General features: G+C 73.1%; 13 protein-coding genes. 5 read left to right on the forward strand and 8 right to left on the reverse strand.

Going from position 1 to position 13,647, the window contains the following annotated elements:
* Nucleotides 1–12: 12 nt before the first annotated feature.
* The 5 genes from tal to pgl all read left to right on the forward strand — a co-directional run bounded on the left by tal (nt 13) and on the right by pgl (nt 6,416).
* Complete coding sequence (tal, locus tag ACLQ20_RS14560) at nt 13–1,191, forward strand: transaldolase (RefSeq protein ID WP_425855978.1); 1,179 nt, start codon at nt 13–15, stop codon at nt 1,189–1,191.
* Nucleotides 1,192–1,267: 76 nt separating this feature from the next.
* The gene (locus ACLQ20_RS14565; protein WP_425855979.1) at nt 1,268–2,917 is read left to right on the forward strand and encodes a glucose-6-phosphate isomerase; all 1,650 of its coding nucleotides are present in this window, start codon (nt 1,268–1,270) and stop codon (nt 2,915–2,917) included.
* Nucleotides 2,918–2,919: 2 nt separating this feature from the next.
* Nucleotides 2,920–4,470: a glucose-6-phosphate dehydrogenase gene (gene zwf, locus ACLQ20_RS14570; protein WP_151453349.1), complete on the forward strand. Its 1,551-nt coding sequence runs from the start codon at nt 2,920–2,922 to the stop codon at nt 4,468–4,470.
* A 91-nt stretch (nt 4,471–4,561) separates the two neighbouring features.
* A complete protein-coding gene (locus tag ACLQ20_RS14575; RefSeq protein WP_151453348.1) occupies nt 4,562–5,578 on the forward strand; it encodes a glucose-6-phosphate dehydrogenase assembly protein OpcA in 1,017 nt (338 codons plus the stop codon).
* A gap of 67 nt (nt 5,579–5,645) precedes the next feature.
* Nucleotides 5,646–6,416: a 6-phosphogluconolactonase gene (gene pgl / locus ACLQ20_RS14580; RefSeq protein ID WP_425855982.1), complete on the forward strand. Its 771-nt coding sequence runs from the start codon at nt 5,646–5,648 to the stop codon at nt 6,414–6,416.
* Nucleotides 6,417–6,491: 75 nt separating this feature from the next.
* On the opposite strand, the gene ACLQ20_RS14585 is transcribed toward pgl, so the two are convergent.
* The 8 genes from ACLQ20_RS14585 to rapZ all read right to left on the reverse strand — a co-directional run bounded on the left by ACLQ20_RS14585 (nt 6,492) and on the right by rapZ (nt 13,644).
* A complete protein-coding gene (locus ACLQ20_RS14585; RefSeq protein WP_151453346.1) occupies nt 6,492–6,830 on the reverse strand; it encodes an RNA polymerase-binding protein RbpA in 339 nt (112 codons plus the stop codon).
* 131 nt (nt 6,831–6,961) lie between these two features.
* Nucleotides 6,962–7,225, reverse strand: coding sequence for a preprotein translocase subunit SecG (gene secG / locus ACLQ20_RS14590; protein WP_088999360.1), 264 nt, complete (start codon nt 7,223–7,225; stop codon nt 6,962–6,964).
* Nucleotides 7,226–7,320: 95 nt separating this feature from the next.
* The gene (gene tpiA / locus ACLQ20_RS14595; RefSeq protein WP_151453345.1) at nt 7,321–8,112 is read right to left on the reverse strand and encodes a triose-phosphate isomerase; all 792 of its coding nucleotides are present in this window, start codon (nt 8,110–8,112) and stop codon (nt 7,321–7,323) included.
* The gene (locus ACLQ20_RS14600; RefSeq protein WP_425855985.1) at nt 8,112–9,311 is read right to left on the reverse strand and encodes a phosphoglycerate kinase; all 1,200 of its coding nucleotides are present in this window, start codon (nt 9,309–9,311) and stop codon (nt 8,112–8,114) included. Before ACLQ20_RS14600 ends, tpiA begins: the two co-directional genes overlap by 1 nt.
* A 35-nt stretch (nt 9,312–9,346) precedes the next feature.
* Complete coding sequence (gene gap, locus ACLQ20_RS14605) at nt 9,347–10,351, reverse strand: type I glyceraldehyde-3-phosphate dehydrogenase (protein WP_151453343.1); 1,005 nt, start codon at nt 10,349–10,351, stop codon at nt 9,347–9,349.
* Between the two features lie 264 nt (nt 10,352–10,615).
* Nucleotides 10,616–11,596, reverse strand: a complete 981-nt coding sequence (gene whiA / locus ACLQ20_RS14610; protein WP_088999356.1) for a DNA-binding protein WhiA — start codon at nt 11,594–11,596, stop codon at nt 10,616–10,618.
* 54 nt (nt 11,597–11,650) lie between these two features.
* A complete protein-coding gene (locus tag ACLQ20_RS14615) occupies nt 11,651–12,760 on the reverse strand; it encodes a gluconeogenesis factor YvcK family protein (protein WP_425855987.1) in 1,110 nt (369 codons plus the stop codon).
* Nucleotides 12,757–13,644 (reverse strand): RNase adapter RapZ, encoded by an 888-nt coding sequence (gene rapZ, locus ACLQ20_RS14620; RefSeq protein ID WP_151453375.1) that lies wholly within the window; start codon nt 13,642–13,644, stop codon nt 12,757–12,759. Before rapZ ends, ACLQ20_RS14615 begins: the two co-directional genes overlap by 4 nt.
* Nucleotides 13,645–13,647 lie beyond the last annotated feature (3 nt).

Consider the following 13,647-nt stretch of genomic DNA (forward strand, 5'->3'; position numbering starts at 1 on the left):
AGCGTGGACGGCATGACGGACAGGCTGAGTGAACTCACCGCCGCAGGCGTGGCGGTCTGGCTCGACGACCTTTCCCGGGTACGGCTGTCCTCCGGCGGGCTGGACCAGCTCCGCCGGGAGAAGCACGTGGCCGGGGTGACCACCAACCCGACGATCTTCGCCAAGGCGCTGAGCGACGCCGACGAGTACGACTGGCAGCTGCGCGACCTCGCCTCCCGTGGGGTGGAGGTCGAGGAGGCCGTACGCATGCTCACCACGTACGACGTGCGGTGGGCGTGCGACGTGATGCGCCCGTCGTACGAGGGCAGCGGCGGGGTCGACGGCCGGGTCTCCATCGAGGTGGACCCGCGGCTGGCCCACGAGACCGACAGGACCGTCGCCGAGGCCAAGGCGCTGTGGTGGCTGGTCGACCGGCCGAACCTCTTCATCAAGATCCCGGCCACCGAGGCCGGCCTGCCGGCGATCACCGCCACCCTGGCGGAGGGGATCAGCGTCAACGTCACGCTGATCTTCGGGCTGGACCGCTACTCGCAGGTGATGGAGGCCTTCCTGGCCGGCCTGGAGCAGGCGAAGGCGAACGGGCACGACCTGTCGAAGATCGGGTCGGTCGCGTCGTTCTTCGTCTCCCGCGTCGACAGCGAGGTCGACAAGCGGCTGGAGAAGCTCGGCTCCGACGAGGCCAAGGCGCTGCGCGGCAAGGCCGCCGTCGCCAACGCCAAGCTCGCGTACGAGCGCTACGGCGAGGTGTTCTCCTCCGACCGGTGGCAGGCGCTCGCCGACGCCGGCGCCCACCCGCAGCGGCCGCTGTGGGCCTCCACCTCGACCAAGAACCCGGACTACCGGGACGTCATCTACGTCGAGGAGCTGATCGCCCCCGGCACGGTCAACACCATGCCGGAGCCGGTCGTGCACGCGTACGCCGACCACGGCGAGACCCGCGGCGACACCATCACCGGTTCCTACGACGAGGCCCGCACGGCCTTCGCGGACCTGGAGTCGGTCGGGATCGACATGGCCGACGTCATCGAGACCCTGGAGCGCGAGGGCGTGGAGAAGTTCGAGGCGAGCTGGCAGGAACTGCTCGACGGCGTCCGCAAGTCGCTGGCGGCCGCGGGCCGCGGCGCCGGCAACCCGAGCGACGCCGCGAAGGACAACGCGCAGGCCGCGCAGCAGTCGGGAGGAAACGCGTGAGCGAGCGTAGCGAGCGAACCATCAGGCTCAGCAGTGCGGCGCCTCGCGCCGCCGCCGAGCGGAGCGAGGTGGCGGCGTGAGTGATCTGCTCAACGGCGCGGTCGAGGCCGCCGCCGGGCTCTCCGTGCACGGGGCCGACGCCGTCGACAAGTCGGCCCCCGCCTCCACCCGGGACGCGCTGGTGAACGCCGGCACGCCGGGCAAGCTGGCCGCGAAGGACGCGACCCTGTGGGGTCCGGACGCCGAGGCGGAGGCGAAGATCCGCCTCGGCTGGGTGGACACCCACCTGCGCAGCCGGGAACTGCTGCCCCAGCTCGCCGAGCTGAAGGCGGAGCTGGCCGACCTGGACCACGTGGTGCTCGCCGGGATGGGCGGCTCGTCGCTGGCCCCCGAGGTCATCGCCCGCACCCTGGGCAAGCAGCTGACGGTGCTCGACACCACCGACCCGGGGCAGATCCGGGCGGCGCTGGCCGATCGGCTGGAGCGCACCGTGGTCGTGGTGGCCAGCAAGTCCGGTTCGACGGTCGAGACCGACAGCCACCGCCGGGCGTACTGGCAGGCGTTCCTCAACGCGGGGATGACCGAGGCGGAGGCCGGCCGGCACTTCGTCGTCGTCACCGACCCCGGCTCGCCGCTGGAGGCCACCGCCGCCGAGATGGGTGCCTTCACCGTACTCGCCGACCCGAACGTGGGCGGCCGGTATGCGGCGCTGACCGCGTTCGGGCTGGTCCCGTCGGCGCTGGCCGGCGTCGAGGTGGCCGAGCTGCTCGACGAGGCCGACGCGCTGGCGCGGTCGCTGGGCGGGGACCGCGACAACCCGGCCCTGGCGCTCGGCGCGGCCCTCGGGGCGGCGGCCACCATGGGCCGGGACAAGGTCGCCCTGATCTCCGACGGCACCGGCATCGAGGGCCTCGGCGACTGGGCCGAGCAGCTGATCGCCGAGTCCACCGGCAAGGCCGGGGTCGGCATCCTGCCGGTCGTCGTGGAGTCGCCGCAGAGTCCCGGCGCCGCCGGCGACGACGTGCTCACCGTGACCTACGGCGGCGCGCTGCCCGCCGGCGCCGTCCCCGGCGGGGGCGCCGACGCCGACGTGGCCGTCAACGGCCCGCTCGGCGCGCACTTCCTCGCCTGGGAGTACGCCACCGCGATCGCCGGCGTGGTGCTCGGCATCGACCCGTTCAACCAGCCCAACGTCACCGAGTCCAAGGAGAACACGAACCGGATCCTCGACTCCGGTCCGCCGGCGGAGACGCCGTCGTTCACCGAGGGCGCGATCGAGGTGTACGCGCCGCAGGGCGCCCCCGGCGACCTGGCCGGCGTGCTCCGCCAGCTCGTCGACGCGACGGGCGACGACGGCTACCTCGCGGTGATGGCGTACCTCGACCGGTTCGCCGACGCCGACGCGGCCCGGCTGCGGCCGCTGCTGGCCGGTGCCGCCGGCCGGCCGGTCACCTTCGGGTGGGGCCCGCGCTTCCTGCACTCCACCGGCCAGTACCACAAGGGCGGTCCGCAGGTCGGCAGCTACCTCCAGCTCACCGGCGCGGTCGTCGACGACCTGCCGGTGCCGGGCAGGCCCTACACCTTCGGGCAGTTGCAGGCGGCGCAGGCCACCGGCGACCGGCAGGCCCTGGCCGAGCGGAAGCGCCCGGTGGTCCGGCTGCACCTGACCGACCGGTCGGCGGGCGTGGCCCAGCTGCTCGATGCCGTCGGGGCGTTGCGGGCGTGACGATGAGGACCGTGGATGACGCGGAGCGAGGAGGCGGCGTGAACCCGCTGCGCGACCCGCAGGACCGCCGGCTGCCGAGGATCCCGGAGCCGTGCGCTCTGGTGATCTTCGGCGTCACCGGTGACCTGGCCCGCAAGAAGCTCCTGCCGGCCGTGTACGACCTGGCGAACCGAGGGCTGCTGCCCCCGGGCTTCGCCGTGCTCGGCTTCGCCCGCCGGGACTGGGGCGACGGGGACTTCGAGTCGCTCGCCCACGAGGCCGCCAAGAAGCACGCCCGCACCCCCTGGCGGGAGGAGGTGTGGGCGCGGCTGGTGGGCAACATCAAGTTCGTCGGCGGCTCGTTCGACGACGACGCCGCGTTCGACCACCTCTCCGAGATGCTGGACGAGCTGCGCCAGACGCACGGGATCCCGGGCAACGCCGCCTTCTACTTCTCCATCCCCCCGGCGGCGTTCCCCGTGGTCCTCAAGCAGCTGGCCCGCACCGGGATGGCTGACAACGCCAAGTCCGGCGGCTGGCGCCGGGTGGTGGTGGAGAAGCCGTTCGGGCACGACCTGCCCTCGGCGAAGGCGCTCAACGACCTGGTCGACGACGTCTTCACCCGCGAGGACGTCTTCCGCATCGACCACTACCTGGGCAAGGAGACCGTCCAGAACATCCTCGCCCTGCGGTTCGCCAACAACCTGTTCGAGCCGCTGTGGAACTCCAAGTACGTCGACTCCGTGCAGATCACCATGGCCGAGGACGTCGGCATCGGCACCCGCGCCGGCTTCTACGACTCGGCCGGCGCGGCCCGCGACGTGTTCCAGAACCACCTGCTCCAACTGCTGGCGCTGGTGGCGATGGAGGAGCCGACGAGCTTCGACGCCGACGAGATCCGCACGGAGAAGCTCAAGGTGCTCCGGGCGATCACCCTGCCGAAGGACGTCGCCGAGGGCACCGTGCGCGGCCAGTACCTGCCCGGCTGGGTGGGGGGCGAGCGTGCCGTCGGGTACCTGGAGGAGGAGGGCGTCCCGGAGGACTCGACCACGGAGACCTACGTGGCCGTCCGGCTCGGCATCCAGAACCGCCGCTGGGCGGAGGTGCCCTTCTACATCCGGGCCGGCAAGCGGCTGCCGCGCCGCGTCACCGAGGTCGCCATCATGTTCAAGAGGGCGCCGCACCTGCCGTTCAACGAAGCCGACATGGAGTCGCTCGGCAACAACCAGCTCGTGATCCGGGTGCAGCCGGACGAGGGCGTCGTGCTCAAGTTCGGTTCCAAGGTGCCCGGCACGACGATGGAGGTCCGCGACATCGCGATGGACTTCCAGTACGGCGAGGCGTTCACCGAGGCCAGCCCCGAGGCGTACGAGCGGCTCGTGCTGGACGTGCTGATCGGCGACCGTACCCTCTTCCCGGACGCCGCCGAGGTCGAGCAGAGCTGGCAGGTGGTGGACCCGCTGGAGCACGCGTGGGCGGGCACGAAGCCGGAGCCGTACCGGGCCGGCGAGTGGGGTCCCCGGGCCGCCGACGAGATGCTGGCCCGCGAGGGCCGGGCGTGGCGGCGGGCGTGAGCGCGAGGAGTGAGCCGGTTCTGCGAGCCCCGCAGTCGCGAACGAAGGCACGTGCCGTGAGCAGCCGCAGCGAGCAGACCAGGAGGCTCCATTGATCGGCCTGTGGGACACCACCGGGAACGAGGTGGTCAAGGCGCTGGCCGCCGAGCGGCGCAGCGCGGGCGGGGTGGCCAGCGGCATGGCGCTCACCCTGATCGTGGTGGTGGACGAGAAGCGGGTCCGCGAGGCGGAGGCGGCGGCGACGATAGCGGCCGCCGCCCACCCCTGCCGGCTGCTGGTGGTGGTCCGCACCGACGTGGAGCGCGAGCGCAACCGGCTGGACGCGGAGATCGTCGTCGGCGGCCGGCTCGGTCCGTGCGAGGCGGTGGTCACCCGAATGTACGGGCGGCTCGCCCTGCACGCGGAGTCGGTGGTGATGCCGCTGCTGGTGCCGGACGTGCCGGTGGTGACGTGGTGGCACGGCGAGCCGCCGGCCGAGATCGCCACGGACTTCCTCGGCGTGGTGGCCGACCGGCGGATCACCGACTGCGCGCAGGCCGCCGACCCGATCGAGGCGATGCGCCAGCGGGCCCGGGACTACGCGCCCGGCGACACCGACCTGGCGTGGACCCGGATCACCCCGTGGCGCACGCTCGTGGCGGGCGCGTTCGACACCACCCAGGCCAGGGTGACCGAGGCGACCGTGGTGGCCCCGCCCACCGACCCGACCGCCGCGCTGATGCAGGGCTGGCTGGCCGCGCGGCTCGGCATCGAGCCGGTGTGGGAGCACACCGACGCGTCGCCGCGGATGCGGGAGGTGCAGCTGCGCTGCGCCAACGGCGACACGCTGACGCTGAGCCGCGACGACAGCGTGGCGACGTTCCGGCGTACCGGCCAGGAGGACCGGCAGCTGCCGCTCGTCCGCCGACCCCTCGGCGACGAGCTGGCCGAGGAACTGCGCCGGCTCGACGCCGACCAGGTGTACGCGGAGGCGCTGGGCACGGCGGCCGGGCTGGCCGACCTCGACCAGCGCCCGCCGCAGCGGGTGCACGTCTGGAAGGACCCGGCCACGGCCCAGCGGGCCGAGGCGGGGGTCACCGCGCACGTGGGAACGAGCGCCGAGCACTGAGCGCCCGACTGCTCGGGGCACCACGAATGACCGGCCGCGCGGCGGCCGGAGAAACGAAGGCACACAGATGAGTGAGGCGAGTGTCGCCGTCCACGCCGACGCAGACCTGCTGGCCCAGGCGGTGGCCGCCCGGTTGGTGGTCAAGCTGCTCGACGCGCAGGCCGAGCGGGGCCAGGCGTCGGTGGTGCTGACCGGCGGGCGGATAGCCGCGGCGGTGCACCGGGCGGTGGCGGCGCTGCCGGCCCGCGACGCCGTGGACTGGTCCCGGGTGGACGTCTGGTGGGGCGACGAGCGGTTCCTGCCCGCCGGCGACCCCGAGCGCAACGAGACCCAGGCCCGCGCCACGCTGCTGGACGCGGTGCCGCTGGACCCGGCCCGGGTCCACGCGATGCCGGCCTCCGACGGTCCGGCCGGGCCCGACCCGGAGGAGGCGGCGGCCCGCTACGCCGAGGAACTGGCCCGCGCGGCGCGGCCGGGACACGCCGCGCTCCCCCACTTCGACGTGCTGATGCTGGGCGTCGGTGAGGACGGGCACGTCGCCTCGGTCTTCCCCGAGCATCCGGTGCACCACGACAGCCGGCCGGTCAGCGCGGTACGGGGCAGCCCGAAGCCCCCGCCGGTGCGGACCACGCTGACCCTTCCGGCGATCAAAACGGCCGAGGAGGTCTGGCTGGTGGCCAGCGGGGCCGACAAGGCACGGGCGGTCGGCATGGCACTGGCCGGGGCGGGGCCGGTGCAACTGCCGGCGGCCGGCGTGCAGGGCACGGGCCGGACCCTCTGGCTGCTGGACCGGGCGGCGGCGGCCGACGTCCCGGCCCGCTTCCGCAGCTTGCGCTGAGGTGTGAGGAAGGGCCCCCTGTTGACGCACAGCGTCAGCAGGGGGCCCTTCCTCACACCGGAGTGGGGTCGCCGCCTAGCCGGCGGGACGGCCCCGCCGGCGGCGCAGGGCGGCGAGGGCCTCGGCCAGGATGGCCTCGCCCTCCTCGGCGGTGCGCCGCTCCTTCACGTACGCCAGGTGGGTCTTGTAGGGCTCGGGCCGGACGCGGCCCGGCGGGTTCTGCGCGTCCTGGCCGGCGGGGAGGCCGCAACGCGGGCAGTCCCACACCTCCGGCACCTCGACCTCGGCGGCGAGCCGGATCGCGGTGTGGTGGTCGTTGCGGCACCAGTAGGTCACCGTCCGGCACGGGGCCGGCTGGTGGCGTTCGGGCGCGGATCCGACCCGGGTGCCCGGGATGACGTTGCCGATGGGCACGGCTGCTCGCTCCTGTCGTCGGAGGGGAACCGCCGCGGAGAGGGCGGCGGGCGACGCGGTGCAGCGGGTGGAACGGACTGCGCGCGGCCCGTCGTCGACGGACCGCGCGCAGATTGTACGACTTGGCGGGCTCAGACCGTGCCGCTGGCCATCTGGAGGCGGAGCCAGAGCCCCAGCCCGACGATGCAGGCGAACCAGACGATGCCCACCAGGACGGTGTAGCGGTCGAGGTTCTTCTCCGCCACCGAGGAACCGGCGAGGCTGGAGCTGACGCCACCGCCGAACATGCTCGACAACCCGCCGCCCTTACCGCGGTGCAGCAGGATCAGCATGGTCAACAGAACGCTCGTGATGACCAGCAACACGATCAACGTGTATGCGAACCAGATCGGCATGGCTGGGGTCAGTCCTCTCGTTACGATCCTCGCCCGGGCAGATCGGGCACGGTGGCACCGACCGACGGACGGGCGGAGTCAAGGATAGCGAGCGATCAGCGGGAGATGTGCTCCGGGAACCGGCAGATCTTCGCGAACTCCTCGGCGTCCAGGCTCGCGCCGCCCACGAGCGCCCCGTCGACGTCCGGCTGAGCCATGATCGCCGCGACGTTCGACGACTTGACCGACCCGCCGTAGAGGACCCGGACCTTGTCGGCGGTGTCCTGGCCGAAGGACTCCGCCAGGCGCTGACGGACCGCGCCGCACACCTCCTGGGCGTCCTCCGGGGTGGCCGTCTTGCCCGTGCCGATCGCCCAGACCGGCTCGTACGCCACCACGACCTTCTCCACCTGCTCGGCGGTGAGCCCCTTCAGGGCGCCGTCGAGCTGCTCGCTGCAGTGCGCCACGTGGGTGCCCTGCTCGCGGACGTCCAGCCCCTCCCCCACGCAGAGGATCGGGGTGAGCCCGTGGGTCAGCGCCGCCTGCACCTTGGCGTTGACGAGCGCGTCGTCCTCGTGGTGGTAGGCCCGCCGCTCCGAGTGCCCGATCGCCACGTAGGTGCAGCCCAGCTTCGCCAGCATCGGGCCGGAGATCTCCCCGGTGTAGGCCCCCGACGCGTACGGCGAGAGGTCCTGCGCGCCGTAGCCGATGAGCAGCTTGTCGCCGTCGACGGCGGTCTGCACCGTACGCAGGTCGGTGAACGGCGGCAGGACCACCGTCTCGACGTCGGTGAGCTGCTTCTCGGTGAGGCTGGCCGCCAGCTTCTGCACCAGCAGGTTGGCCTCGAGGTGGTTGCAGTTCATCTTCCAGTTGCCGGCCATCAGGGGCCGGCGGGTGACGCTCGCCATCAGTTCTCCAGGGCCGCGATGCCGGGGAGGGTCTTGCCCTCCAGGTATTCCAGGGAGGCGCCACCGCCGGTGGAGATGTGCCCGAAGGACGACTCGTCCAGCCCGAGCGCCCGCACCGCGGCGGCGGAGTCACCGCCACCGACGACGGTGAACGCCTCGCTCTTGGCGATGGTCTCGGCGATCCCGCGGGTGCCGTCGGCGAACGCCGGCATCTCGAACACGCCCATGGGGCCGTTCCAGAAGATCGTCCGCGCGCCCTTGAGGGCGGCGGCGAAGCCGGCGACCGTCTCCGGCCCGATGTCGAGCCCGACCCGCTTGCTGGGGATGCCGTCGGCCGGCACGGTGTCGTGCGCGGCGTCCGGGGCGAACGCGTCCGCGGCCACCACGTCGACCGGGAGCATGATCTTGCCCTCGGAGCGCTCCAGCAGGCTGCGGCAGGTCTCGACCATCTCCTCCTCCAGCAGCGAGGAGCCCACCTCGTGACCCTGCGCCTTGAGGAAGGTGAAGCACATCCCGCCGCCGATGAGCAGCCGGTCGACCGACGGCAGCAGCGCCTCGATCACCGCCAGCTTGTCGGAGACCTTCGAACCGCCGAGCACCACGACGTACGGGCGCTCCGGCTCACCGGTCAGCCGGGACAGGACCTCCACCTCGCGCAGCACCAGCCGGCCCGCGACGTGCGGCAGCCGGGCCGGCACGTCGTGGACGCTGGCGTGCTTGCGGTGCACCGCGCCGAACGCGTCGTCGACGTACGCGTCGCCGAAGGCGGCGAGCTCGTCGGCGAAGGCGCCCCGCTCGGTGTCGTCCTTGCTGGTCTCACCCTTGTTGAAACGCAGGTTCTCCAGCAGCGCGACCTCGCCGTCGGCGAGCGCGTCCACGGTGGAGCGGGCGGACTCGCCGACGGTGTCGGTGGCGAAGTGCACCCGCGCGCCGAGCAGCTCCCCGAGCCGCCCGGCGACGGGGCGCAGGCTGAACTGCGGGTCCGGCGCGCCCTTCGGGCGGCCCAGGTGCGAGCAGACGACCACCTTGGCGCCGGCGCCGGTGAGGGCGCTCAGCGTCGGCAGCACGGCGCGGATCCGGCCGTCGTCGGTGATGTCACCGGTCTGCTTGTCGAGCGGGACGTTCAGGTCGGCGCGCACCAGCACGCGCCGACCCGACACCCCCTCGGCGAGCAGGTCGTCGAGGGTACGGATGCTCACTTAGGCCAGGCCTCCGTTCGTGACCGTCGGCTTCGTCACAGGGACTGGCCGACCAGCTTGACCAGGTCGACCAGGCGGTTCGAGTAGCCCCACTCGTTGTCGTACCAGCCGACGACCTTGACCTGGTTGCCGACGACCTTGGTCAGCGGCGCGTCGAAGATGCACGACGCCGGGTCGGTGACGATGTCCGAGGAGACGATCGGGTCCTCGTTGTAGACCAGGATGCCCTTGAGCGGGCCCTCGGCGGCGGCCTTCAGCGCGGCGTTGACCTCGTCCACCGTGGTCTCCCGGGCGACGTCGACGGTGAGGTCGGTGGCCGAGCCGGTCGGGATCGGCACGCGCAGCGCGTAGCCGTCCAGCTTGCCCTTCAGCTCCGGCAGCACCAGGCCGATCGCCTTCGCCGCGCCGGTCGAGGTCGGCACGATGTTCAGGGCGGCGGCGCGGGCCCGACGCAGGTCGGAGTGCGGCGCGTCCTGGAGGTTCTGGTCCTGGGTGTATGCGTGGATCGTCGTCATCAGGCCGTGCTGGATGCCGAACGTGTCGTGCAGGACCTTCGCCATCGGCGCCAGGCAGTTGGTGGTGCAGGAGGCGTTCGAGATGATGGTGTGCTTGGCCGGGTCGTACTGGTCGTGGTTGACGCCCATGACGACCGTGACGTCCTCGTTCTTCGCCGGGGCGGAGATGATGACCTTCTTGGCCCCGCCGTCGACGTGCGCCTTCGCCTTGGTGGCGTCGGTGAAGAAGCCGGTGGACTCGATGACCACGTCCACGCCGGCGTCGCCCCACGGCAGCTTCGACGGGTCCTTCTCGGCGTACGCCTTGATGGTCTTGCCGCCCACGGTGATCTCGTCGGCGGTGGCCTTCACCTCGTGCGGCAGGCGACCCAGGATGCTGTCGTACTTGAGCAGGTGGGCGAGCGTCGCGTTGTCGGTCAGGTCGTTGACCGCCACGACCTCGATGTCAGCGCCGGACGCCAGCACTGCCCGGAAGAAGTTGCGGCCGATCCGGCCGAAGCCGTTGATGCCAACCCGGATGGTCACAGGTCCCATCTCCTTGCGTTCTGGTCCGCCGGCGTAAGACCCGGGCCGGCGGAGGTGTGTGCGCCGACCGTTCGAGCCGGCCGTTGACGGTTCATCTCGGCCGCCCCGCCGCGGTCTCGAAGGACCTGACCGCCGGAGGCGGTGTGCACGGCGAGGAGTGCCTGTGCCGGCCCCCTTGCCGTACGCAGCGACCTTATCCGAGCGTGCGGCGCAGTGCAGCGCCGGGTGGTGACCCCACCGGCGCCGCCGACCCGCACTGTCCTATCAGACCACGAGCATGTCGGGTGTGACTGCCGCTTCCGTATCCGGAATGCCCAGGTCCCGGGCCCGCTTGTCGGCCAGCGCCAACAGCCGGCGGATCCGGCCGGCGATCGCGTCCTTGGTCAGCGGCGGATCGGCCAGCGCGCCCAGCTCCTCCAACGAGGCCTGCCGGTGCTCCAGGCGCAGCCGGCCGGCGGAGGTGAGGTGGTTGGGCGCGTCCTCCGCGAGGATCTCCAGCGCCCGGGTCACCCGGGCGGCGGCGGCGACCGCGGCCCGCGCCGAGCGGCGCAGGTTGGCGTCGTCGAAGTTGGCCAGCCGGTTGGCGGTGGCCCGCACCTCGCGGCGCACCCGGCGCTCCTCCCAGGCCAGCACGCTGGAGTGGGCACCGATGCGGGTGAGCAGCGCGGCGATCGCGTCACCGTCCTTGACCACCACCCGGTCCACGCCGCGCACCTCGCGGTTCTTGGCGGTGATGCCGATCCGCCGGGCCGCGCCCACCAGGGCCAGCGCGGACTCCGGGCCCGGGCAGGTGATCTCCAGCGCGCTGGAGCGGCCCGGCTCGGTCAGCGAGCCGTGCGCCATGAACGCGCCGCGCCAGGCCGACACCGCGCAGCAGACGTTCGCGGCGACGACGTGCGGCGGCAGCCCCCGCACGGGACGCCCCCGCACGTCGAGCAGCCCGGTCTGCCGCGCGAGGGCCTCACCGTCCTTGACCACCCGCACGATGAAGTGGCTGCCCTTGCGCAGGCCACCGGACGCGAGCACGTGGATCTCACTCGGATAGCCGTAGACCTCCGCGATCTCCCGTCGCAGCCGCCGGGCCACCGCCCCCGTGTCGAGTTCGGCCTCCACCACGACCCGACCGGAGACGATGTGCAGCCCGCCGGCGAAGCGCAGCAGCGCCGCCATCTCCGCCCGCCGGCAGCAGGGCTTGGGCACGTCGACCCGACTCAGCTCGTCCTTGACCGCAGCCGTCATCGCCATTGTGCGTCCCCTCACGGACCTGTTCCGGCGTGTCGCCGGAGATTACGTACGTGTCTAACGATCGGCGCCCAGGACAGGCACCAGTGCGGCGCCCAGGGCGGCCGGATCATGACGGGGAGTGCCGTCGGTGACCGCGACGGGAGCGAGGACCAGGCGGGCACCCAGCGATTCTGCCGCACGTTCGACCGGTTCGGGGTCACCCGCCGCCTTGGAATCGGCGACCACACGGTCGACCCTCAGCTCCGGCAGGTACGAGCGCAGCGCGGCCAGATGGTCAGCCTGGGAGAGCCCGGAGGTCTCCTTCTCGGCGGCGAGGTTCAGCGTGACGAGCCGCCGCGCCGGGCTGGCGACGATCGCGGCGGCGAGCTGCGGCACCAGCAGGTGCGGCAGCACGCTCGTGTACCAGCTGCCCGGCCCGAAGATCAGCCAGTCGGCCGCGCCGATCGCGGCGACCGCCTGCGGGCAGGCCTCCGGCGCGGCCGGGGTGAGCCGCAACGACTCCACCCGGCCGGTGGTCACCGCGACCTGGTGCTGGCCCGTGATCGTGCGCACCTCGTCCGGCCGGCTCGGGTCGGCGCCGCGTACCCGCGCCTCGATCCCCACCGGCTCGCACGACATCGGCAGCACCCGGCCGACCGCGCCGAGCATCGCGCCGGCGTGCTCCAGGGCGGCCACCGGGTCGCCGAGCAGCTCCATCAGCCCGCAGAGCACCAGGTTGCCCACCGCGTGCCCGGCCAGCCCGCCGGCCTCGGGGCCCGCCCGCCCGGCCGCACCGGCACCCGCGCGTCCTCCGGCGACCCCGGCCGGCTCCGGGCCGGAAGGGGCCCGCCCGGTACCGGAGACCCGGGGGCGCCCCGCCGGTCCGCCCCCGGCGGGAGCCGGGCCGCCGGGGGGCGGCACCTCGGCGTAGCGGTGTTGGAAGAGCTTGGCGCTGCGCCGGGTGGCCGGATGGTCGCCGGCCAACGCGACCAGCGCCTGCCGCAGGTCGCCCGGGGGCAGGCCGCCCCGCTCGGCCCGCAGCCGGCCGCTCGAGCCACCGTCGTCGCCGACGGTGACCACCGCCGTGATGTCGAGGTCCAGCTCGGGGGCGCAGCGGCGCAGGGCGCGTAGCGAGGCGGACAGGCCGTGCCCGCCGCCGAAGGCGACCACACGCGTCGCCGTCACTCGCGCCCCAGGTCGCGGTGCTGCGCGTTCGCGGCCAGACCGGAGTGGCGCAGCCGGGCGGCCAACTCCTCGGCGATGGCCACGCTGCGGTGCTTGCCGCCGGTGCAGCCGACCGCCACCGTCAGGTAGCGCTTGCCCTCCCGCTCGAAGCCGACGGTGGTCGCGTTGACCAGGTCGGCGTACGACCCGACGAAGGCGTCCGCGCCCTCCTGCCCCAGCACGTACGAGCTGACCGCCTCCTCCCGGCCGGTGTGCTCGCGCAGTTCCGGCACCCAGTACGGGTTCGGCAGGAAGCGGGCGTCGAGCACGAAATCGGCGTCCGGCGGCAGGCCGTACTTGAAGCCGAAGGAGAGCACGGTGACCCGCAGCCGGCGGGCGTCCTCGCCGCCGAAGAGCTCCTCGACGCGGCGACGCAGCTGGTTGACGTTCAGGTGGCTGGTGTCGATGATCACGTCGGCCTGGTCGCGGGCCTCCTCCAGCAGGCCGCGCTCGACCGCGATGCCGTCGGCGAGCCGCCCGTCGCCCTGCAAGGGGTGCGAACGCCGGACGCTCTCGAACCGCCGGATCAGCACCTCGTCGTCGGCGTCGACGAAGACCACCCGGGGCGAGAAGCCGCGCTCCTTCAGCTCCCGGATCGCCCCCGCCAGGTCGGTGGAGAAGGCGCGCGAGCGCACGTCCAGCACCATCGCCGTACGCCGGGCCGCCCCGCCCGCCTTGAACGCCAGCTCGGCCATGTCGAGCATGAGTGCCTGCGGCAGGTTGTCCACCACGTAGAACCCGACGTTCTCCAACGCCCTCGCCACCGTGCTGCGGCCGCCGCCGGAGAGCCCGGTGACCACCACCAGGGTGGTGTCCGACTCCGCCGGTGTCTGCTGCCCGGTCACCGT

It is taken from the genome of Micromonospora sp. DT46 (genome assembly GCF_049841735.1).
GTDB lineage: Bacteria > Actinomycetota > Actinomycetes > Mycobacteriales > Micromonosporaceae > Micromonospora > Micromonospora reichwaldensis.

Bases quoted from the DNA above. Each gene is read 5' to 3' on its own strand.
- secG (WP_088999360.1), bottom strand. From the start codon at position 7,225: ATGCCGATCTGGTTCGCATACACGTTGATCGTGTTGCTGGTCATCACG.
- pgl (WP_425855982.1), top strand. From the start codon at position 5,646: ATGAGTGAGGCGAGTGTCGCCGTCCACGCCGACGCAGACCTGCTGGCC.
- tpiA (WP_151453345.1), bottom strand. From the start codon at position 8,112: ATGGCGAGCGTCACCCGCCGGCCCCTGATGGCCGGCAACTGGAAGATG.
- whiA (WP_088999356.1), bottom strand. From the start codon at position 11,596: ATGGCGATGACGGCTGCGGTCAAGGACGAGCTGAGTCGGGTCGACGTG.
- zwf (WP_151453349.1), top strand. From the start codon at position 2,920: ATGAGGACCGTGGATGACGCGGAGCGAGGAGGCGGCGTGAACCCGCTG.
- tal (WP_425855978.1), top strand. From the start codon at position 13: ATGACGGACAGGCTGAGTGAACTCACCGCCGCAGGCGTGGCGGTCTGG.